Source organism: Rummeliibacillus sp. TYF005 (genome assembly GCF_003844195.1).
Lineage (GTDB): Bacteria > Bacillota > Bacilli > Bacillales_A > Planococcaceae > Rummeliibacillus.
Genome location: NZ_ML122544.1, coordinates 65,623 through 86,455, shown reverse-complemented (window position 1 = coordinate 86,455; position 20,833 = coordinate 65,623). Strand labels below are relative to the sequence as shown.

Annotated in this window: 23 protein-coding genes; 17 read left to right on the top strand and 6 right to left on the bottom strand. The window is 34.4% G+C overall.

Annotated elements, in window-relative coordinates; all coding sequences use genetic code 11:
- The first annotated feature begins 105 nt into the window (after positions 1 to 105).
- Both CW357_RS04680 and CW357_RS04675 read left to right on the top strand, forming a co-directional pair.
- Complete coding sequence (locus CW357_RS04680) at positions 106 to 813, top strand: DsbA family oxidoreductase (protein WP_119417266.1); 708 nt, start codon at positions 106 to 108, stop codon at positions 811 to 813.
- A 118-nt stretch (positions 814 to 931) separates the two neighbouring features.
- Complete coding sequence (locus CW357_RS04675; protein WP_119417267.1) at positions 932 to 1,579, top strand: FMN-dependent NADH-azoreductase; 648 nt, start codon at positions 932 to 934, stop codon at positions 1,577 to 1,579.
- Positions 1,580 to 1,820: 241 nt separating this feature from the next.
- On the opposite strand, the gene CW357_RS04670 is transcribed toward CW357_RS04675, so the two are convergent.
- A complete protein-coding gene (locus tag CW357_RS04670) occupies positions 1,821 to 2,348 on the bottom strand; it encodes a YceI family protein (RefSeq protein ID WP_124217470.1) in 528 nt (175 codons plus the stop codon).
- Between the two features lie 93 nt (positions 2,349 to 2,441).
- Complete coding sequence (locus tag CW357_RS04665; RefSeq protein WP_124217469.1) at positions 2,442 to 3,308, bottom strand: VOC family protein; 867 nt, start codon at positions 3,306 to 3,308, stop codon at positions 2,442 to 2,444.
- Between the two features lie 145 nt (positions 3,309 to 3,453).
- On the opposite strand from CW357_RS04665, the gene CW357_RS04660 reads away from it, so the two are divergent.
- The 6 genes from CW357_RS04660 (at position 3,454) to crcB (ending at position 8,917) form a co-directional block, all read left to right on the top strand.
- On the top strand, positions 3,454 to 3,759 hold the full coding sequence (locus CW357_RS04660; RefSeq protein WP_124217468.1) for a winged helix-turn-helix transcriptional regulator: 306 nt from the start codon (positions 3,454 to 3,456) through the stop codon (positions 3,757 to 3,759).
- A gap of 79 nt (positions 3,760 to 3,838) precedes the next feature.
- A complete protein-coding gene (gene murB / locus CW357_RS04655) occupies positions 3,839 to 4,771 on the top strand; it encodes a UDP-N-acetylmuramate dehydrogenase (RefSeq protein WP_119416007.1) in 933 nt (310 codons plus the stop codon).
- 105 nt (positions 4,772 to 4,876) lie between these two features.
- The gene (locus tag CW357_RS04650) at positions 4,877 to 5,629 is read left to right on the top strand and encodes an exodeoxyribonuclease III (RefSeq protein WP_119416006.1); all 753 of its coding nucleotides are present in this window, start codon (positions 4,877 to 4,879) and stop codon (positions 5,627 to 5,629) included.
- 110 nt (positions 5,630 to 5,739) lie between these two features.
- The gene (locus CW357_RS04645; RefSeq protein ID WP_124217467.1) at positions 5,740 to 8,100 is read left to right on the top strand and encodes a penicillin acylase family protein; all 2,361 of its coding nucleotides are present in this window, start codon (positions 5,740 to 5,742) and stop codon (positions 8,098 to 8,100) included.
- Between the two features lie 95 nt (positions 8,101 to 8,195).
- Complete coding sequence (locus tag CW357_RS04640) at positions 8,196 to 8,570, top strand: fluoride efflux transporter FluC (protein WP_233548079.1); 375 nt, start codon at positions 8,196 to 8,198, stop codon at positions 8,568 to 8,570.
- Entirely contained in the window at positions 8,567 to 8,917 is a 351-nt protein-coding gene (crcB, locus tag CW357_RS04635; RefSeq protein WP_119416004.1) for a fluoride efflux transporter CrcB, read from the top strand. Before CW357_RS04640 ends, crcB begins: the two co-directional genes overlap by 4 nt.
- Positions 8,918 to 8,951: 34 nt before the next feature.
- On the opposite strand, the gene CW357_RS04630 is transcribed toward crcB, so the two are convergent.
- Positions 8,952 to 9,941, bottom strand: a complete 990-nt coding sequence (locus tag CW357_RS04630) for a P1 family peptidase (protein ID WP_124217466.1) — start codon at positions 9,939 to 9,941, stop codon at positions 8,952 to 8,954.
- Positions 9,942 to 10,247: 306 nt separating this feature from the next.
- Between CW357_RS04630 and CW357_RS04625 the strand changes: the two genes are divergently transcribed.
- From CW357_RS04625 to CW357_RS04600, 6 genes are all read left to right on the top strand, one after another.
- Entirely contained in the window at positions 10,248 to 11,357 is a 1,110-nt protein-coding gene (locus tag CW357_RS04625; RefSeq protein ID WP_119416002.1) for a GNAT family N-acetyltransferase, read from the top strand.
- 110 nt (positions 11,358 to 11,467) lie between these two features.
- Positions 11,468 to 11,890, top strand: a complete 423-nt coding sequence (gene mntR / locus CW357_RS04620; RefSeq protein ID WP_119416001.1) for a transcriptional regulator MntR — start codon at positions 11,468 to 11,470, stop codon at positions 11,888 to 11,890.
- A gap of 28 nt (positions 11,891 to 11,918) precedes the next feature.
- Positions 11,919 to 12,776 carry a CvfB family protein gene (locus tag CW357_RS04615; RefSeq protein WP_119416000.1) on the top strand — a complete coding sequence of 286 codons (858 nt, stop codon included), beginning with the start codon at positions 11,919 to 11,921 and terminating at the stop codon, positions 12,774 to 12,776.
- Positions 12,777 to 12,992: 216 nt separating this feature from the next.
- Positions 12,993 to 13,928 (top strand): DUF1002 domain-containing protein, encoded by a 936-nt coding sequence (locus CW357_RS04610; RefSeq protein WP_124217465.1) that lies wholly within the window; start codon positions 12,993 to 12,995, stop codon positions 13,926 to 13,928.
- A 102-nt stretch (positions 13,929 to 14,030) separates the two neighbouring features.
- Positions 14,031 to 14,312 carry a GNAT family N-acetyltransferase gene (locus CW357_RS04605; protein ID WP_119415998.1) on the top strand — a complete coding sequence of 94 codons (282 nt, stop codon included), beginning with the start codon at positions 14,031 to 14,033 and terminating at the stop codon, positions 14,310 to 14,312.
- Between the two features lie 181 nt (positions 14,313 to 14,493).
- On the top strand, positions 14,494 to 14,976 hold the full coding sequence (locus tag CW357_RS04600; RefSeq protein ID WP_119415997.1) for a DUF4064 domain-containing protein: 483 nt from the start codon (positions 14,494 to 14,496) through the stop codon (positions 14,974 to 14,976).
- A 62-nt stretch (positions 14,977 to 15,038) separates the two neighbouring features.
- Here the strand turns inward: CW357_RS04600 and CW357_RS04595 are convergent, their stop codons facing one another.
- Positions 15,039 to 15,638, bottom strand: coding sequence for a TetR/AcrR family transcriptional regulator (locus CW357_RS04595; RefSeq protein ID WP_164489539.1), 600 nt, complete (start codon positions 15,636 to 15,638; stop codon positions 15,039 to 15,041).
- A gap of 230 nt (positions 15,639 to 15,868) precedes the next feature.
- On the opposite strand from CW357_RS04595, the gene CW357_RS04590 reads away from it, so the two are divergent.
- Positions 15,869 to 16,204 carry a hypothetical protein gene (locus tag CW357_RS04590; protein ID WP_124217463.1) on the top strand — a complete coding sequence of 112 codons (336 nt, stop codon included), beginning with the start codon at positions 15,869 to 15,871 and terminating at the stop codon, positions 16,202 to 16,204.
- Between the two features lie 56 nt (positions 16,205 to 16,260).
- Here the strand turns inward: CW357_RS04590 and CW357_RS04585 are convergent, their stop codons facing one another.
- Together CW357_RS04585 and CW357_RS04580 are read right to left on the bottom strand one after the other, a co-directional pair.
- On the bottom strand, positions 16,261 to 17,772 hold the full coding sequence (locus tag CW357_RS04585; protein WP_124217462.1) for a succinate CoA transferase: 1,512 nt from the start codon (positions 17,770 to 17,772) through the stop codon (positions 16,261 to 16,263).
- Positions 17,773 to 18,020: 248 nt separating this feature from the next.
- Positions 18,021 to 18,671, bottom strand: coding sequence for a LytTR family DNA-binding domain-containing protein (locus CW357_RS04580; RefSeq protein WP_119415993.1), 651 nt, complete (start codon positions 18,669 to 18,671; stop codon positions 18,021 to 18,023).
- 365 nt (positions 18,672 to 19,036) lie between these two features.
- Between CW357_RS04580 and CW357_RS04575 the strand changes: the two genes are divergently transcribed.
- Both CW357_RS04575 and yidC read left to right on the top strand, forming a co-directional pair.
- Positions 19,037 to 19,822, top strand: coding sequence for a helix-turn-helix transcriptional regulator (locus tag CW357_RS04575; RefSeq protein WP_119415992.1), 786 nt, complete (start codon positions 19,037 to 19,039; stop codon positions 19,820 to 19,822).
- Between the two features lie 104 nt (positions 19,823 to 19,926).
- Entirely contained in the window at positions 19,927 to 20,778 is an 852-nt protein-coding gene (gene yidC, locus CW357_RS04570) for a membrane protein insertase YidC (protein ID WP_164489538.1), read from the top strand.
- Positions 20,779 to 20,833 lie beyond the last annotated feature (55 nt).

Below are 20,833 nucleotides of genomic sequence, written 5' to 3'. Positions count from 1 at the left end.
ATTTTTTATTTATATTATGTGAAATTTGTGGATTATTATACATGGGCAGGAAAATTGCAGAATATATAATAACCCCTATACAATAGATTGAAGAGGTGAAGGAACATGAAAATTGAGATATGGTCAGATTATGTATGTCCATTTTGTTATATTGGTAAAAGAGAATTAGAGAATGCATTAGAAAAAACAGGCTATAAAGATCAAGTTGAAGTAGAGTTAAAAAGTTATCAACTAAGTCCTGATTCACCAGCAACATCGGAGATAGGAGTCTATGAAGCATTAGCAAAAAAATACGGTACAACAGTTGAACAGATGAAAGTACAATCAGAGGGGATTATTGCACGTGCAGCATCGCTTGGATTGGATTATCATTATGAAAATATGAAACCTGCTAATACATTTAAAGCTCATCGACTAGCCAAATATGCTGACTCTGTAGGAAAAGGGGCAGAGATGAGCGAGAGACTTTTAAAAGCTTATTTCAATGAAAATAAAGAAATAGGATTAACGGAAGAATTAGTGGATTTAGGGGTAGAAGTTGGTTTAGAACGTCAAGCAATTGAAGATGTACTTAATGATGGCTCATTTGCAGATGATGTCCTATCTGATATTCAAAAAGCATCTGAGTTAGGTGTTCGTGGTGTTCCTTTCTTTGTATTTGATAACAAATACGCAATATCTGGCGCACAACCAGGAGAGGTCTTTGAAAAAGCAGTTCGGCAAGTTGCTAAAGAAGCAGGTTTACGACCAAGCTTGAAAATGATGGGGCAAGATGGTACTGGAATTTGCACAGATGGTAAATGTGAATTATAGAATCAGTCAAAAGTATGAGAACACGTTCATTGACTTAGAATGTGTTTTCTTTTAAAATGAATTTATCTCGAATTAGAGATATTCATTTAAAACCAATTGAAAGCGAGAGATATATTTAATGACTAATGTATTAGTAGTAAAAGCAAATAATCGTCCAGCTGATCAAGCTATTTCTAGTAAAATGTATGAAACATTTATGGAAGAGATTAAAGGATCTGACCTTAACGTTTCTGTATATGATGTTTATGAAGAAGATACTCCATACTTTGGACAAGACCTTCTTGAAGCGTTTGGTAAATTACAAAATGGTGAAGAGTTATCTGATCTACAAAAACGTACACTAGCTGCAAAACAAAAAGCAATGGATGCAATTTCTGCTGCTGATGTTGTCGTATTCGCATTCCCATTATGGAACGGAACAATTCCAGCTAAATTACACACATTTGTCGATTATGTTTATGCTGCAGGTTTTGCATTTAAATATGGTGAAAACGGTAATTTAGTAAGCTTAATGCCAGAGAAAAAAGCAATTTTCTTAAATGCTCGTGGTGGTATTTACTCAACTCCAGAAACAGCACCAATGGAAATGTGTGTAAACTACATGCGTAACGTATTTGGCGGCGTATTTGGTATGCAAATCATCGATGAAGTAATTATCGAAGGTCACAATGCAATGCCTGCTAAAGCTCAAGAAATTATTGCAAATGGTTTAGAAGAAGTAAAAGCTGCAGCAAAACGTTTAAAAGAACTTACTGTTAAAGCTTAATAAATATAATCATAACAATCCCGGCGCAAATTAGTGTGTCGGGATTTTTTAGTTTATAAATATTTGTGCAAGCATAAACTCATGAAAACCTATCCCCACGAATAATAACATCTCATTTTGCCTTCTTAAGTGTAATAGAATAAATACGGTGGATGAGAGAAAAAGTTTTAAAGGATAGATTGAGTAGCGGATAAAAAGAAAAAGCCCCTCACTAATGTGAGAAGGCTAAGAGGCTCTTGTATTATTGAGCTGGATTAAGTTCTAATTCAATTTTGATTTTGATGTCTTCCCCAACAAGTACGCCACCAGTTTCAAGAGCTGCGTTCCAAGTTAAGCCGAATTCTTTACGGTTGATTTTTCCAGTTGCTTCAAATGCTACAACTTCTACACCCCATGGGTTAGTACCTTTACCACCGTATTCAACATCAAAAGTAACAGGTTTTGTTACGCCTTTGACTGTGAAATCACCAGTTAATTTGTATTCGCCAGCCCCTTCTGATTTGATATCAGTTGCAACGAAAGTCATTTTAGGGAATTGTTCTGCATCAAAGAAATCAGCTGATTTTAAATGATTATCACGATCTGCATTGTTTGAGTTGATGCTATTTACATCAATGTCAAATTTGATAGAAGCAGATGTTAAATCTTCTGGGTTCATATCAATATCTGCTGTAAATGTATCAAAACCACCTTTTACTTTTGAAATCATCATATGTTTTACTTCGAATCCTAAGCTAGAGTGTGCTACGTCAACATTAAATTTTGTCATTTTAAATTCCTCCTAGAGTTAAATTTTTCTTTGTTTAATCATATTACATTATTATCTTGAAATCAAGATTTATTAATTAAAGATATTTAGTTGTTAAATATCTTTAACTGTAAATATCATTCCATTGTGATTAAAGTCTTTCACAATAATTTTCTTGTCAGTCTCTTCGTGTGAAATATCGTGTTCAACTAGATTTTGCTTTAACTTCTTCAATTCATCCATTGAAGAAAGGTTCAATGAATAGCTGATTAATCCATTAGCAACTGACGGTGCAAGTGGGGCACCAATACCATTCCATACATTTGTAGCAATATGGTGATGATAATCTCCTGCTGACATGAAATAAGCTGAACCCATAAAATTGGTTTTTAAATCTAAGCCGAGTCCATCTATATAGAAGCGACGTAATTCATCACTTAGGTCAGATACAGTTAAATGCATATGACCTAAAATAGTACCTTTAGGGAAGCCAGTCCATTCTCGATTTGGATCATACAATGCCATAATACTATTGAAATCGACTGGAATTGTATCGGTATCAATTGTACCGTCATCATGAATAGTCCATTCGTTACGAGGTCTATCTCTGTATATTTCAATACCGTTTCCCTCAGGATCTGTTAAATAGAAAGCTTCTGAGTATAAATGATCGCCAGCACCACTAAATGGTGCTTTTATCTTCATTAAATTTCCAATCATATACGCTAAATCTTCTCGACTTGGGACTAAAATAGCGAAATGATACAGTCCGGTAGTTCGAGGCGGTCTTTGAATTACATCTTTATCTGCGGTTAGGATTAAAATCGGTTCAGAGCTGCCTGCCCCGAAAATCACCGCTTGAGAGCTTTCTTCTATAAAACTGAAACCTAATGCTTGATAGAACTTTTTTTGAGTTTCAAGTGATTGAACGCGCAATTGTACATATCCCAACTGCATCTTAGGGTCTAATTTAAATGTCATAGTGATTCCTCCTTTCAAAAAGTATTTAACTTACTTTTCGTAATTTACTATAAAACAGTAAATTGATTACGTCAAGTAATTAAGTTACGAAAAGTTTACTTTTAATCGAATTGTCGTTAAAATGTATTTATTAGAGGTGAAATTTATGAAAGAAAATGCATTATGTCCACGATTATCAAAAGCAATGGATTTAATCGGTAAACGCTGGGTTGGTTTAATTTTGTATGAATTATTAGAAGGACCTAAACGTTTTAGCGAAATTGAATCTTCACTTCCTATTAGTGGCCGTTTACTATCAGAGCGTTTGAAGGAATTAGAAAAAGAAGGACTTGTAGAAAGACAAGTTTACACAGAAGTTCCTGTTCGCGTTGAATATAGTCTTACAGAAATGGGTTTAAGCTTAAAAGATGCAATTGATGCAATTGAAATGTGGTCAAAAAGATGGCTTTAAGTGATTTTCACTTGTAAAATAGCCGTTGTATATTCATACTTAATGAAGGAAAAGAAAGTATGAAAGGAATGGACTTTCCATTATGAAAGAACAATGGGTCAATGATTTATATAAGATTGTAAATTCTAAAGATATTAAAATAGATGAACCACTAAAAAATTACACAATGACAAAACTTGGAGGTAATGCAGATATACTTGTAATGCCTTCAACAGAAGATGAGGTAGCTGAAGTTGTAAAATATGCACATCTCAATAATGTTCCGATTTTCTTATTAGGAAATGGCTCGAATATGGTGATAAGAGACGGTGGTATTAGAGGGATTGTATTAAATCTTTCTAAACTCGATGAAATTCGTATTGAGGGTACAACGGTGTATGCACAATCTGGTGCACTTATTAAAGACGTGTCAAAGGCTGCTGCTGCTAAGTCGCTAACAGGCCTTGAATTTTCTTGTGGAATTCCAGGTTCTATTGGTGGTGCGATGGCTATGAATGCTGGTGCATATGGCGGAGAGATTAATGATGTTATTGTTAGTTGTAAGGTATTGACTAAAGCAGGTGAAGTATTAAATCTTTCAAAAGAACAATTAGAACTTGGCTATCGTAAAAGTATTATCGCTAAGAATGGTTATTATGTTTTATCATCTATTTTCAAATTGGAAAATGGGGATAAAGAAACGATTGATGCTACAATTGCAGATTTAACATTTAAGAGAGAATCTAAACAACCACTTGAATATCCTTCAGCGGGAAGTGTCTTCAAACGTCCTCCAGGTTATTTTGCCGGAAAGCTAATCCAAGATAGTGGTATGCAAGGAAAAGGTGTCGGTGGCGCCGAAGTTTCAACAAAACATGCAGGCTTTATTATTAATAAAGGTAACGCTACTGCTACTGACTATATTGAAACCATTCATATGGTACAAAAAGCTGTAAAAGAAAAATTCAATGTAGATCTTGAAACAGAGGTGAAAATTGTTGGAGAAGATTTAGCTACTGATAAAGTAGATTAAACCTTCTATTACTGTAGGATAGTCTAAAATACAGAAGCATTTTTTATTAGCGCCTTTCGTTCGTATAGACGGAAGGTGTATTTTTACATATAGGAGATTTTGAATATGAAATTCATATCATGGAATGTAAATGGTATTCGTGCATGTTTGAAAAAAGGCTTTCAAGATTATTTTGATGAAATGGATGCGGACTTTTTTAGTATTCAAGAAACAAAATGTCAGGCTGGACAAGTAGATTTAGAAATTCCAGGCTATTATCAATTTTGGAATTATGCTGAACGGAAAGGGTATTCAGGTACAGCAATTTTTACAAAACATGAGCCAATATCAGTAAAATATGGAGTTGGGGATTGTGATACACAAGAAGAAGGCCGAATTATTACACTAGAATATGAAACCTTTTATTTAGTAAACGTTTATACGCCAAATTCCAAAAGAGATTTGACGCGTTTGGAATATCGTGTTGTTTGGGAAGACGAATTACGTGCTTATTTAAAATCATTAGATAAAGTAAAACCTGTTATATATTGCGGAGATTTAAATGTTGCACATGAAGAAATAGATTTAAAAAATCCAAAAGCAAATATAGGGAATTCTGGTTTTACAGATGAAGAAAGAGGAAGAATGACTAGACTGCTAAATTCCGGATTCACCGACTCTTTTCGTTATCTATATCCAGATGTAACCGATCGTTACACCTGGTGGTCTTATATGAATAAAGTACGTGAAAGAAATATTGGTTGGCGTATAGATTACTTTATCGTATCGAATCGCTTACAAGAGAAAATCATTAATGCTGAGATTCACGACAATGTTTTAGGTAGTGATCATTGTCCAATCATGTTAGAAATAAAATAGACATATTATCTGAGAGGGCTTATCCAATGAATGGATGAGCCCTTTTATTTATTTGGATTTAGGGATAAATTGAGAGGCCTTGGAATATAGAGAGTGTAGGGGGGATATGTATGATGAAAAGAAAAAGACGACTGTGGAAATGGGTTTTAAGTATACTCGGAATTCTTGTACTAATCGTAATAGCATCTGCCCTTTATGTGAATTATTATATCGACAAAACTTTACCTGACATTGAAGGGAAGGTCATCGTTAAAGGCATGGATGAAGATGTTAAAGTTACAAGAGACGAGAAGGGTGTACCTCATATACATGCAAAATCTGATGCAGATCTTTATCGTGCACAAGGGTATGTTCAGGCACAAGATCGCTTATTCCAGATGGATTTATCAAGGAGACAAGCAAGTGGAACATTATCAGAAGTAGTGGGATCTTCCACGATTAAGACCGACAAATTTTTTAGAACGTTTAGTCTTAGAGATGCTGCAAAAAAGTCATATGATGGTTATTCAAAAGAAGCTAAACAGGTTTTAGGTTGGTATGCAGAAGGGGTGAATGCATATATAAAACAAGCTAAAAAAGAAGGAACATTACCTTATGAGTTTAAGGTGTTAGGATATGAACCAACGCCATGGACAGCAGTAGACTCTTTAACAATTGGTAAATATATGGCATACGATTTAGGTGGAAATTGGAGTATGCTGGCATTTAGACATTGGGCATTAGCAAATCTAACCGCAGATGAAGTACAGGAATTAATGATACATTACCCTGAAAATGCTAAATCTATTATTGAAGAGAATATCGAAAATACCGTAAAAGTTTCAGGTCAATTTGATGCGTCCCTGATTCCAAATGAATTCAATGGAAGTAATAACTGGGTCCTATCTGGAGATAAAACACAAAGTGGTAAACCGCTCTTGGCGGATGATCCACATTTAGGATTGAGCACGCCATCTATATGGTACCAGATGCATCTGACTTCGCCTTCTCAAAATGTGAGTGGTGTAATTTTTGCTGGTATTCCAGGTATTATATTAGGACATAATGATCACATTGCTTGGGGTGTTACGAATGTAGGGCCAGACGTGCAAGATTTATATATTGAAATACCAAATCCAGATAATCCGACACAGTTTAAATATGAAAATAAATGGGAGCAGGCAGAGGTCCGCAAAGAAAAGATTAAAGTAAAAGGGGAAAAAACGATTGATTATAAGCTTGTTGTGACAAGACATGGTCCAATTATCTCGGACTTAGCCTTTAAAAAGGAAAAACCTACTGCAGTATTTTCGATGCAATGGACAGCGCTACAATCTACACAAGAGTTGCAAGCTATATTAAATTTAGATAAAGCAAAAAATTGGCATGAATTTGAAACGGCTTTAACGGATTTTAAAGCACCTGCTCAAAATTTTGTATTTGCATCAACCGACGGAACAATTGCATATAAAGCGAATGGTCTAATTCCAATACGTAAAAGAGGGGATGGACAATTCCCTGTACCAGGATATTCTGCAGATTATGGCTGGAAAGGATATATTGATTTTAATCAATTGCCGAAAGTAGTTAATCCAGATAGCGGTTATATTGCAACTGCGAATAATAAGGTAGTGGGTAGCGGGTATCCTTATCATATTACTGATTTTTGGGCACAACCATATCGTTATGAACGAATAGTTGAAATGCTAGAGGAGAAAGATGATTTTACAGTTGAAGATATGGAGAATATGCAATTAGATACAGAAAACCTATATGCAAAAGAATTCTTGCCAAACCTAATTGAATCTGTAAAAAAACAAGGGAAACTTGAGGATGTTATAAAGATGATGGAAGAGTGGGATTACCAAGATTCTGTATCAGAAGGTGCACCGCTCATATATAATCTGTGGATGATTAAAATACAACAACAGCTCTTTAAGAAATCAATGCCTGCGGATGTTTATGATATGATGCCCGGAAAGTATAATATTACAGATGAAATACTTCGCCAAGCGTATAAAGGAAAACCTGGTGAATTTGTCGATAAGGCTGGTGGGATTGACGAACTTGTTACGAAAGCTTTACAAGAAACTGTAAAGGATATAAAAGAATCTCATGGTGAAGATTTATCAAATTGGCGATGGGGTGATTATCATCAAGTAGTATTCAAACATCCACTATCATCTGCATCTCCAATACTCGCCAAACTATTAGATTCGAAGAAGACTCCAGTTTCTGGTTCAAAGGTAACTGTTCGAGCAGCTGCTTCCGATAAAACAGGCATTGTTAATCATGGAGCATCATGGAGATTTGTAGCTGATTTAAGTGATTTATCGAAAGCTTATCATATTGTTGGGCCTGGTCAATCTGGGCATGTAAGATCACAGTGGTACCATGATCAAGTAGACGATTGGGTGAACGGAACGTACCATGAAACAGTGATTAATGGTAAAATTTCAGATGGCTATACATTAATATTAAAAGCAAAATAAAACTGTTAGAAAGCGAGTTAGGAAAATTCTAAAAAAATATTTAGATGGAATGAAATAACTATTTCGTTTTAGCAGTTCAATTGAAGGTGTATTTTGTGTTAAAAAACGTAGTAGCGGTTACAATAGGTGGAATGTTGGGGACATTGATGCGGTATGGCGTTATAGTTATTGTTCCAACTGAGTGGATGCTGTGGATTGTAAACAGTGTAGGAAGTTTTTTGATGGGTATTTTAAATGGTTTATTCACACGTTTTCCACAGTATTCTGGGTGGAAGGTATTTTTGACAACTGGATTACTAGGTGCCTTCACGACATTTTCTACATTTTCAGCTAGATGGCTTCAACTAATGCAAACCAATGTGTTTATGGCAATTATTTACGCAATTATGATGACGGTACTTTGTATTGTATTGGCATCATTCGGCTTTTTACTTACAAGTCCTAAAAAGAAAGCAGGTGAGCGTTCGTGAACTGGCTCGCACTTGCTATTGGTGGAGGACTTGGAGCGTTAGCACGATTTAGTATTATTAAATGGATGGTGTATAAAGCTCAACCATATTATGTAGCAACATTTATCGTAAATAGTGTAGGTTCATTATTTATGGGAATGGCACTACATATATCAGTGAATCATCAAGAGTTATTGACAGCGTTCGTTGTGACGGGGTTTTTAGGAGCGTTTACAACATTTTCTACTTTTGCGTTCGATACTGTCCGTTTAATACAGGAAAAGGATGTACGTGGAGTATTTTTATATCCTGTTTTAACGTTATTTGTGGGTATTATCTTCGTCACTTTAGGATGGCAAATCCTATAAAAAGATTGGCTTTAGTAGCCAATCTTTTTATTTTTTACGTCAAATTTGCCTTTTCTACAATTCGATTTTTACGTCCAACTGTTGTTTCGGCATGTAGCAATGATTGATAGACAGATTCTTCTGTAGCCTCAATCGTTGCTTGAAAGAGATCATTCATTAGCTTCGAATCATCTCTCACAAATGCTACCGCATCTCCAATAGATGAACTAGATTGGTGTGGGATTGTGTATGCAGTTGAAAATGCAATAATAATATCGCCACTGCCATTATGGATGTGTGTACCTGTTCTTCCAAGTCCGATAGCTGCCCTTTTAGCTAGTCTTTTTAGTTGCCGATCACTAACCGGTGCATCTGTTGCGATTACGATGATGACAGAGCCATCAGGTTTTTCGATAGGTGAATCTTGTTGCCAACTGGCGAAACGACATTCACTAGCGTTACCAAAATTTGTGAGCGATAAAGCACCTACTGTAAAAATTTCATCATCTTGTTCGATAATTCTAGAAGATGAACCAATACCTCCTTTTTGTTCATAGCAGATCATGCCTTTTCCGGCACCGACTGCGCCTTGTTCAAAGGGTGCATGCTTTGCATTATGTATAGCGGAAACAGCATGTTCAGGTTTTACAGCGCGAAGCCTCATACTATTAAGATAGCTATCATTACATTCACCAACAACAATATTGAGGGAACTAGTAGAGTCGCCGATACTAGGATTTTGATGAAGTAAATAATCTAAAGTTCCTTCTAAAACGGACGCAACACTGAATGTATTTGTAAGCATAAGCGGGGACTCCATCAAACCTAATTCTTCTACTTGAACAAGCCCTACTGATTTTCCAAATCCGTTCAATACAAAGCATGCTGAAGGTACCTTCTGCTCAAACAGATTGCCTCCATGTGGTAATATAGCTGTTACACCTGTACAAATTGTATCTTCCGCATTTAATTTCTCATATAACGTAACGTGACCAACATGAACATCCGAAACATCTGTAATCATATTCCAACGCCCTTTTTTCATAAAACCACCCCTTCAGTTGATAGTATTTCCCTTAAATGTTTTAAAGGGATTAAGCATTTCTTTAAAGTTTCTAGTGAACATTAGAAGAATCTTTCTATGTAAGGTTCACTTTATACAAATATACAAAAATAGTAAAAAATTCTCAAATTGAATTTAGGATAGTATATTGAGGAATAAATGATTAACAAAACTACTAATTATTCCGGTATGATAGGGAATATAGAATTTATGATTTATGTATGAATAAGGAATCGTTGGACGATTGATATAGTACTTGTAGTGATTATGGTAATGGAGGCGAATAATATGAAACTAATTGAATGGACTATAGAAGAACAAGAACAACTAATCGAATTTATGACAACAAATGTATGGCCTTATCATGAGAATACACATCCTGCAAGAGAAATTATCGAAAAAGCAATTGATGAAGGTGGTTATGAATCAGATCAAGCAAAAACTTTTTGGTTAGTAAATGATGAGAACTTACAAGTAGGAATGGTAAAAATATACGATTTGCAGGATGAAATTCCATTGTTTGACTTACGTATAGCAGAAAAATGGCGAGGATTAGGCTATGGCACAAAAGCATTAAAATTAGTAAGTGAATATGTATTCTCGTTGCCAAATAATAAAATACGTATAGAGGGCCATACTAGACAAGATAATATTGCCATGAGGAAAACGTTTGAGAAAGCGGGGTTTGTCAAAGAGGCGCATCTTCGTCAAGCTTGGTACGTACCGAAGGAAAATTCATACTACGATGCGGTTACATATGGAATTACGCGTCAAGATTATTTGGAGGGAAAAACCACTCCTGTTAGCTGGGAAGACGAAGAAAAAAATGAAAATATAAATTATAAAGATAGATGGGATTTCCCAAGTAGCTTTGATTCAGAAAGATTAATCATTCGTATGCCACATATAGAAGATGTCGATTCTGTTTGGGAAGCTATTGCACATTCGGCGAAAAACTTAAAGCCCTTCATGAATTGGGCGCAGACAATGCCTAAGAAAGAGGAGACGAAAGAAAATCTTCGTCAAGCTATTGGTGATTTTATAACAAGGAAAGACTTACGATTACATGTATTCCTAAAGGAAAGTGGAGAATTTATCGGTTCTTCAGGATTGCATAATATTGACTGGACTATTCCTAAGTTTGAAATCGGCTATTGGGTAGATGCAAGACATGAAGGAAACGGTTATATGACAGAAGCTGTACAAAGAATTTCTCAATTTGCATTTAAAGAATTAGGTGCAAAACGGCTGGAAATTCGTTGCGATAGTGATAACATAAGAAGTCGGGCTGTCGCAACTAGAGCGCAGTTTGAATTAGAAGGAATATTAAAACAAGATAGTCGCTCAGCAGATGGAAAGAAGCTACGTGATACATGTGTATATGCAAAAATTCAATAATTTAGGCGATATATTATGAATTAAATTTAACGCTTTTACACTACAGGTTACGTTTTATAGTTTCATGTAGTAAACTAGAGAGATAGGAAATCGAAAGAGAGGGAATTGAGATGCCGACACCGAGTATGGAAGATCACATCGAACAAATCTATTTACTAATTGACCAGAAAGGTTACGCGCGTGTATCGGACATAGCCGAAGCATTGTCAGTTCTGCCTTCTTCAGTTACCAAAATGGTACAGAAACTTGATAAAGATGGTTATTTAGTTTACGAACGATATAGAGGACTATCTTTAACGCCAAAAGGGTTAAAATTAGGTAAACGACTAGTAGAGAGACATAGCTTATTGGAACAGTTTTTAAGACTAATTGGTGTAGATGAAGAAAGAATTTACAATGATGTGGAAGGGATTGAGCATCATTTAAGCTGGAATTCTATTGATCGAATAGCAGATCTTATCCAAGTACTAGAAGAGAATCCCGACTTTATCCACAAACTAGAAGAGTTAAAAGATACTCATTCCGGTGAATGATAGATGTCATATGAAAGGAGTTTGCATTATGACAGAGTTGCAATCAGGTGACGTAGTAAAATTAGTAGTAAAAGAAGAACAAGAGTCAAAATATGTATTAACAAATGATAATGTAGATATCCCGTTGAATATTTCGGAAGTAACGGAACCTTTAAAGGTTAATCAAAAAATTGAAGTATTTTTATATGCAGATCGAAGAGGTAATTTAGCTGCAACAACGGCCTTACCACATATTCTTAAAGGTGAATATGGATGGGCACGCGTGTTACATGTTAAAGACCGTGAAGGCGCATATGTAGATATCGGTACTTCAAGAGAAGTTCTAGTGCCAGCTGAAGACTTACCTAAGTTAAAATCACTATGGCCTGAACCAGGAAACCATTTGTATGTAACGTTACGTACAGACCGTGAAGGCGGATTATTTGGTCGTTTAGCTACCGAGGAAAAAATATTAGAATTATATGAGGATGCAGATCCTGAATTGTTCAATAAAAATATTTTAGCTCGTCCGTATCGTTTGTTACCGGTCGGAACATTTTTACTTGGTGTTGATACACCATATCGTATTTTTGTTCATGAATCTGAACGTGGAGCAGAACCACGCCTTGGTTCAGATATTAGCGTTCGAGTTATTGAAGTAAAAGAAGATGGTACTATAAACGCTTCTATGCTTCCCCGAGTTTATGAACGTCTAAGCGATGATGCAGAGCAAATTTTTAAATACCTAGAAGATGTTGGTGGAAAAATGCCATTTGGCGATAAATCTTCACCAGAGGAAATTAAAGAAATGTTCCATATGAGTAAGGGTGCTTTTAAGCGTGCGCTAGGTACACTTATGAAAGCTAACCGAATTACTCAAGAAGACGGTTGGACATCAATTAAATAATATATGAAGAGCAAAAGGAGAAAGTTTACCCACTTTCAGAAACTTTTTGCTCTTTTTAACGTATTATTAGTAAAGATATTTAGAATTACTTAATATTTCTTTTTGAACTGGAAAATTATTTTATGAAAGGATTTGGCTCAAATAATTTCATAATATTTACTAGAAGTGACTAAAACAAATCTAGAAATGATGAAAGTCTAAGGAGGAAATTCCACAATGAAAAAACAAATCTTTGCTGTCATTGCAGCGATGAGTTTGACAACAGCCATTGTTGCACCAACAACAAGTTATGCAAGTACAAATTCATCTCAATCGTCGGATGAAGTGGTCAATGAAAAATTAGGAGTTCCAATTGTTGTTTATGGCGGAAGTCTTTCAGAAAGCGAAAAAGTAAGTGTGAAAAATAGCTTAGGCATTGCAAATAACTCTGATGTCCAAGAAATTACAATTACAGGTGCAGATATCGCAAAATACATTGAAAATGGGAATTCAAGTGCACGTCTATATTCATCTGCTAAAATTACACCAAAAGATGCTGGCTCTGGCTTAGTTATCAACATAGTGACACCTGAAAATATTACAGAGGTAACTTCTGATATGTATAGTAATGCAATGCTAACAGCAGGGATTGAAGATGCTACAGTTGAAGTAGCTGCACCTAAAAAAGTAACAGGACACTCTGCACTTGCAGGCATTTACAAGGCATACGAAGTAACAACTGGTAAAAAACTAGATAAAGACCGTACAGATGTAGCGAATCAAGAGCTTTCAGTAGCCACTGATTTGGCTCAAAATTCTGGTGTGGACGAAGAAAAGGTAAGTCAATTATTAACAGACATAAAAAAACAAATTGCTGAACAAAAACCAGCAACAAAAGAAGATGTCGAAAAAATTGTTGATGAACAACTTAAAAAGTTAGAGATTAACTTAAGTGATAAAGACCGCCAATTATTAATTGATTTAATGGATAAAATCAGTAAACTTGATATTGATTTTAGCAAATGGTCAACACAATTAGATGATTTAAGTGGTAATATTAAAGATCAATTAAATAAAATAAACGAAGACATTAAAAGTGACTCAGGTTTCTGGGCGAGTGTGAAAAGCTTCTTTCAGAAAATAATTGATGGTATTAGCGGATTATTTAGCTAATTCTGTCCTGAATTTGTACCGAATATAAATCCCGCATCACACACTAACATACTTTAGCGATAATATGCTAAACTAAATTTATTACATGGGGGGTGTGAAAATATGGAATTTAAATTAAGTAAAAGAGATGCTGAAGAATTTGCCTTTGAGTATGAAAAAGAAGGTAAAGTACTTGCAGAAATTATTTGGACACAGTTAGGCGACATAATGGTAGTTGAGCATACTTTTGTTGATAGCTCCTTACGCGGTCAAGGAATTGCAAAACAACTCTTAAATCGGGCTGCAGATTATGCTCGTGAAAACGAATATAAAATTGAAGCCGTTTGTTCCTATGTAGTCAAAGCTTTTGAAACATCACATGAATATGATGATATAAAAGCATAAGTGTTTCGTAGTAACTTTTTTAACGAATGTTAGTAAGCTAAACAGCATAAATTTATAAGGATTATCAAATAAGTGAAAATTACTTATAAGATAGTCCTTTTTTGTATAGAATAAGAAAATCTGAAACTTTTTGAAAGTAGTAACGTATAGTAATCTATAACAATAATATAGAGGTGGTTTAGTGAAAAGAACGATTGAAATAGTTTTAGGTAGTGTAGGTACGCTCTTCAATCTGATTGCAATTGCAATTATGGGGTTAATCGTAAAACTTGTTTCAGAAGTGAAGAATAACACGCAATTACAAGATGAATTGGTTACAGAATTTAAAAATCAATTAACAAATGACCCTCAATTCAAGGATACTGATATACAAGCCTTTGCTGAAAGTATGGTATCAGCGATAAATTTTCTAGGCCCTTTTGGTTGGTTTATCATCATTTGCTTTATCGTTAGTGTTGTTGCAGGAATAGTGGGGATAGTTCAAGCAGTAAGGACAAAGAATAGGGCGAATTTTGCAGGAAGTATGTTTATAGTGGCTGGAGTATTTGCTGGAATACTATCTTTAACGTCTATTGTTTACTACATTGCTGCAATTATGTGCTATGTACGAAAACCAAAAGCAGAATCTAGCGATGTAACTTATCCTAATTCCTCTGTCATTTAGATTAAGAGGTGATCTCAATAAACAATCGTTCGGATTGGTAAATGAGATCGCCCTTTACTTTTTTATACGAAAAATTTTCCTTCTATTAAGCAAATAAGCGTATTTCGAATATTTGGGGGAACTTTCTCTAACTTGATCGTAGGATCATAAATTTGCATATGGGTTATCATTGCTAAGAAAGAACCAATTATCCCAACTTGAAATAGGATTAAATCGATTTTAGGTAAATCTCCTTTATCCATTCGATTAACAAGTTCCCAATCTGCATTAGACATACTGTATATATTCGCAATATACTGTTCGGAAAGTTCTGGATGTTTTGTTGATTCATTGAAAATGATTGAATATTGAGGACGATTATAAAAAACTTTGTCTATCAATTCGTTAGTCCATACACTCAACAGTTCTTGATTAGTTAACAGTTGGTAATTTTTATTTTCCATAAAGGGTATGCATTCAGGTTCAACTGTTGATAATAGTAATGTCATTTTGCTTTTAAAATATTTATATAAAGTGGCTTCAGATACTCCTGCTTCTTTAGCAATGATAGCTGTAGTGGTTGCATCGTAGCCTTTTTTATAAAATAAGTTGCGGGCAGTTTTAATAATCTTTTCTTTTGTTAAAGTACCTTTTTTCTTTTTAACAGATTGTACTTCTGTCATTTTGCATAACCACACTTCCATTTCGTGCATTTTCTTATTATGATAGCAGAAAAAAAGCATAGGTCATAGGAGAGAATTATTTTATCTCTTCATAGAAATTTCTATAGGCTAGTGGGATATAAAAACAGTCTTTAAACGTGACAAATTATTATAAAATCAACTTGATAATGTGTATTTTCTAAAAAATAGGGTATAGTTAATTTAGAAAGATAATGGGAGGAATGATTGATATGGCAAAAGGAAAATCTCTATTAATAGCGGGACTTGCTGCAGGTGCATATGCGTATTTTCGTAAAAAAGAAAATCGAGATAAAGCAGTAGAAGCATTTAATAGTACGAAGGCTAAACTAAATGGCCTTATGGATAAAGTACCTGATTCATCAGTTACTGTTGCCCCAGATGCTTTTAATACAACAACAGCTGACGGTTATGCCAATGCACATCAAACTTACAATGACGATGATACAAAAATGATTTCTGAAGGTTCTGCAACTGCAATTCATTATGAAAATGAAGAACAACATGAATTCTTGAATGGTATAAAACCACCTAAAGATCTTAACTAATCATCTATAAGTAAAAAAGACTCAGCAGAAATGCTGAGTCTTTTTTTGAAGACCTGTTATTTTTCTTCTTCTGGAAGCATTGTACCATATTTAGCTAAGTTAGTATGGAATGAAAATGCTTTTTCTAATACGTGAGGAGTTTGTCCACCACGAGTTTTTGCTTCTTCATAGTATGCACGAAGAGCAGGTTTGAATTTAGGGTGTACACATTTTTCAATAATAAGCTCTGCACGTTCACGAGGAGTTAAACCACGTAAGTCTGCAAGACCTTGTTCTGTTACGACAACATCAACATCATGTTCTGCGTGATCAACGTGTGATACGAACGGAACTACTGATGAAATTTTGCCATCTTTCGCAGTGGATTTAGTAACGAAAATTGAATAGCGACCATTGCGTGCAAAATCGCCAGATCCGCCAATACCATTCATCATTTTAGTACCTGACACATGAGTAGAGTTTACGTTACCATAAATGTCAAATTCAATAGCTGTATTCATGCAGATAGGACCCAAGCGACGAATAACTTCAGGACTATTTGAAATTTCTTGTGGACGTATTATTAATTTATCTGCATATTTATCTAAATGATGGAATACGGATTCCATTTTTTCTTTAGATAATGTAATTGAACAGCAAGAAGCAGCTTTTACTTTACCAGCATCAATTAATTCAAATACTGCATCTTGTAAAACTTCAGAGAAAACTTCAAGATCTTCAAATTCAGATTTTACCATCCCAGATAATACTGCATTTGCTACTGAGCCAATTCCTGATTGAAGAGGAGCAAGTTTATTTGTTAAACGGCCTGCTTTAATTTCATCTCGGAAGAAGTCTAAAAGATGATCTGCCATTTGTTGTGTTTCATCGTCAGGAGGAAGTACTAATGATGGAGAATCCTCTTGATCTGTAAGGACAACAGCAATTACTTTTTCCATATTCAAAGGAATACCTTTTTGACCAATACGATCTAAAGTATGGACAATAGCAAAAGGTTTGCGTTCTCCTTGAGGTTCAGGAAGATAAATATCATGAAGTCCTTCAAGTTCTGGATATGAAGAAAGGTTTAATTCAATAATAACTTTGTCGGCTTCTTCAACAAAGATAGGTGAGTTACCCACTGAAGTTGTTGGAATCAACAAGCCGTCTTCGGTAATTGCAGTCGCTTCAATAATTGCAACATCAACTTTTTTTATAGCACCTTGACGTAAAAAGTCAGCAGTCTCTCCCAAATGTTGATCCATAAACGATAGATCGCCTTTATTAATATGACCTCTCATAGTACGATCCACTTGGAATGGTAAGCGTTTTCTAATAATTCCAGCATCAGACATCTTAGCATCTGAATCATGACCAAGTGATGCACCAGTGTACACGTCTACTTTGAATTTTTCAGTTTTACCGCGTTCAGCTAAAGCATTTGGTACAGCCTTGGCATCCCCACCACGAGTAAAACCACTTAATCCTAAAGTCATTCCATCTTCTATTAGCGCTGCTGCTTCAGCGGCTGTCATAATCTTATTAGCAAGTTGTGGATAGCGAAGTCTTTCTTCTACATTTACTGTCATTGAAATCTCTCCTTCTGTTTAATAGAAAATTTCATATCAATTGTGAAAAATTTTTTCACTTGAAGCATGAAGCATAGGTGTTTAAATATTGCCAAAATTATAGTATCACCGAATTATCACAATTTGTTCATAAGTGCATGAAAAGGTTTAAAAAGCGACTGAAACAGAAATGTTTTGCATTAAAGAGAAAAGGAGCTGTACCAAAATAGTTTTGGTCAACTCCATTAAAATAACCGTGGAATTTATTTCTAGAATCCCAATGAACGGCGGAAATAACTTGCATAGCGTTGGCTCACAGGGATTCGTGTGCCATCCTTCATAATGAGTAGGAATGTAGAATGTGAATCTGGTTGAATTTCTTCGATAAAATCAATGTTTACAATATATGAACGATGACATCGAATAAATCTATCATGTGATAGGAATAACTCAAGATCACTTAAATTTAAGCGATGATAGCCTTCTTTTTGCATAGTTTTGACGAAAGTTTTACGAAGCTGAGTTTCTAAATAGATGACTTCATTATGCTTCACTGGATACCAGCAGTCGTCAATTTTAATCGTGATGTAATTTGTTAAGAAAGGAGAAGGCTTTTGTGGGAATACTGCTGTGATTGCTCCTTTTATTTCCCCTTCTTCCACTAATGGAATACTCATTCCATAATAAGGAACACCAAATATTTCAGGTTCAATAAAAGAATTTATTTTTTGTCCATAATCAAGTGCTTTTTGAGTTGCAGAACCTTCTGGTATAGCATCACCAGGCTTAATCTTCAAGTCAATTTTCTTACTTGGTTGATAATATAAATATTTTTTTGTATCTGAAATAACGATTGAAGTGTTATCTGGGAAAAATTCCTTAATAACTTGTATCAATTCCTCGATAGATCGTGGATCCATTAACTTATACCTCGTTTCTTTCCATCTTGAGAATTCTTTCACATATTATTACTATAGAGTATTTATAAAATTAAGTATAGCTAATAAATGCATGAGTTCATACAAAAATGTGACATAAATTTGTCTATATAAATACTATAATTTGATAACCGATAAAAATAAAGATAAAAATTTATTAAAAAATTTCAGTATATGTATTATTTTTACATAAGTATATTTTATTTTTTTAAGAAGATTGACCCATACATAAACGTAAATTTTCTTCTTACTTGGTTAATAAAACTATTTTCATATTACCATTTTCGTTATATAGTAAGAATAATGTAACAGAAAATTGTTTAATATTATAGAAAGATGGGGAGTTTATGCTAGAACACCAATATTCCATTTCAGAATCTATCTCTAAAAGGTACTTTAAGGAAATTGAAATGATGAATCAATACGAAGGTATAGAGAAATTCTTTGATATTGAAGCGCAATTATTGAGGCAAATTAATCAATTAGAAGCCGAGGCTGCGAAGAAATCATTGCAGGAGTTACTTAATATTCTATCTATACGCGCAGGTAAGCAATTCTTTAGAGCTGTTAGACATTATTTTGTTATTCTATCGTCAGTTGTCACTAGAAAACTAATAGAGAACCAGGCACCATCAAAAAAGGTTTTTGCTTTTAACGTGGCATGTGTGGAGATGATTGATGAACGCATGAATGATGCGGAGTATTTACAATTTGCAGATGACTTAATAGAATTTTATATTTATGTTATATCCGAAAGAAAACAACCTTACTATAAACATCAAACCGTTAATAAGGTGATCATGTTTATCGACGATGAGATTGAATCGGATTTATCTGTAGAAGATATAGCATCATACTTTAAAATTAGCACAAGTCATTTATCACGAATTTTCAAAGAGCATGTAGGGATAACCTTAGTAGAGTATTTAAATGTTAGAAGAGTAGAAGAATCACAATATTATTTACGACATACAAATAAAAGTATTTCTGATATTTCGGAGCAATTCCATTTCTGTAATCAAAGTTACTATACTCGTATTTTTAAAAAATATGTGGGTGTTACACCAAAACATTTTAAAGATAATCCAGAACTTGAGTATTTCCGTTTCCAATTACCTGAAAGACTTTTATAATTTAAAAATTACATATATTATTTTTCGTGCATTACTTTGATTTGATTAGTATCCTCTATATAATGTATACTTCACTATAGCTTGAGAAATTGTAGGTGAAAATATTGAAGAAAAAACTTTGGTTAATCTCAATGCTTGGTTTAGCGCCATTCGTGTTAGCTGGATGTGATTCAGTCAAAAACCAAGAAGGCTTTTTTTATAGTACATTTGTAAAACCAATGGAATTCCTGCTAGATTTCTTCGGTAATAATATATTTGGCGGTAGTTATGGACCTGCTATTATTCTCATTACCGTTATTATTCGATTAGTCTTAATGCCTTTCATGCTTAAAAACTACAAGAATCAGCAAGGCATGAAGGACAAAATGGATAAATTAAAGCCAGAAATGGACGAAATACAAAAGAAATTAAAAGCAGCGAAAACAAAAGAAGAGCAAATGGCATTACAACAAGAAATGATGGGCTTATATAAAAAATATAACGTTAATCCTATGAACATGGGATGTTTGCCTGTTATTATTCAAATGCCAATAATTATGGGACTATATTATGCAATCCTATATTCTGGTGAAGTACAAGCGCACCCATTCTTATGGTTTGAGCTTGGTAAACCGGATATAGTTATGACGATTATCGCGGGGGTAGTTTACTTTATCCAAGCACAAGTATCGTTATGGACAGTTCCAGAACAACAAAAATCTCAAATGAAAATGATGATGTACATTTCTCCAATTATGATTATGTTCATCTCATTCTCTAGCATGGCAGCATTACCACTTTACTGGTCAGTCAGCGGTGCAATCTTGATATTCCAAACATATCTAGGACGTAAATTCTATTCAGTACACCCTGAAAAAGAAACGAAAGAAGTTTCAAATGGATCAGAAGAAAAAAGAAAGTTAACACCAGCAGAGAAACAAGCTGCAAAATCAGCAAAGAAAAAAAGTAAAAAATAAGTTAAACTTAAACGGGGTGATTCATGCACCCCGTTTTTTATATAAAAATCTATTT

Coding starts and splice junctions, on each gene's coding strand:
- CW357_RS04575 (WP_119415992.1), top strand. CDS start 19,037: ATGCTAGAACACCAATATTCCATTTCAGAATCTATCTCTAAAAGGTAC.
- CW357_RS04625 (WP_119416002.1), top strand. CDS start 10,248: ATGAAACTAATTGAATGGACTATAGAAGAACAAGAACAACTAATCGAA.
- CW357_RS04610 (WP_124217465.1), top strand. CDS start 12,993: ATGAAAAAACAAATCTTTGCTGTCATTGCAGCGATGAGTTTGACAACA.
- CW357_RS04670 (WP_124217470.1), bottom strand. CDS start 2,348: ATGACAAAATTTAATGTTGACGTAGCACACTCTAGCTTAGGATTCGAA.
- CW357_RS04580 (WP_119415993.1), bottom strand. CDS start 18,671: ATGGATCCACGATCTATCGAGGAATTGATACAAGTTATTAAGGAATTT.
- CW357_RS04615 (WP_119416000.1), top strand. CDS start 11,919: ATGACAGAGTTGCAATCAGGTGACGTAGTAAAATTAGTAGTAAAAGAA.
- CW357_RS04675 (WP_119417267.1), top strand. CDS start 932: ATGACTAATGTATTAGTAGTAAAAGCAAATAATCGTCCAGCTGATCAA.
- CW357_RS04645 (WP_124217467.1), top strand. CDS start 5,740: ATGATGAAAAGAAAAAGACGACTGTGGAAATGGGTTTTAAGTATACTC.
- CW357_RS04585 (WP_124217462.1), bottom strand. CDS start 17,772: ATGACAGTAAATGTAGAAGAAAGACTTCGCTATCCACAACTTGCTAAT.
- CW357_RS04660 (WP_124217468.1), top strand. CDS start 3,454: ATGAAAGAAAATGCATTATGTCCACGATTATCAAAAGCAATGGATTTA.
- CW357_RS04630 (WP_124217466.1), bottom strand. CDS start 9,941: ATGAAAAAAGGGCGTTGGAATATGATTACAGATGTTTCGGATGTTCAT.
- CW357_RS04605 (WP_119415998.1), top strand. CDS start 14,031: ATGGAATTTAAATTAAGTAAAAGAGATGCTGAAGAATTTGCCTTTGAG.
- CW357_RS04650 (WP_119416006.1), top strand. CDS start 4,877: ATGAAATTCATATCATGGAATGTAAATGGTATTCGTGCATGTTTGAAA.
- CW357_RS04590 (WP_124217463.1), top strand. CDS start 15,869: ATGGCAAAAGGAAAATCTCTATTAATAGCGGGACTTGCTGCAGGTGCA.
- CW357_RS04595 (WP_164489539.1), bottom strand. CDS start 15,638: ATGACAGAAGTACAATCTGTTAAAAAGAAAAAAGGTACTTTAACAAAA.
- CW357_RS04680 (WP_119417266.1), top strand. CDS start 106: ATGAAAATTGAGATATGGTCAGATTATGTATGTCCATTTTGTTATATT.
- mntR (WP_119416001.1), top strand. CDS start 11,468: ATGCCGACACCGAGTATGGAAGATCACATCGAACAAATCTATTTACTA.
- CW357_RS04665 (WP_124217469.1), bottom strand. CDS start 3,308: ATGACATTTAAATTAGACCCTAAGATGCAGTTGGGATATGTACAATTG.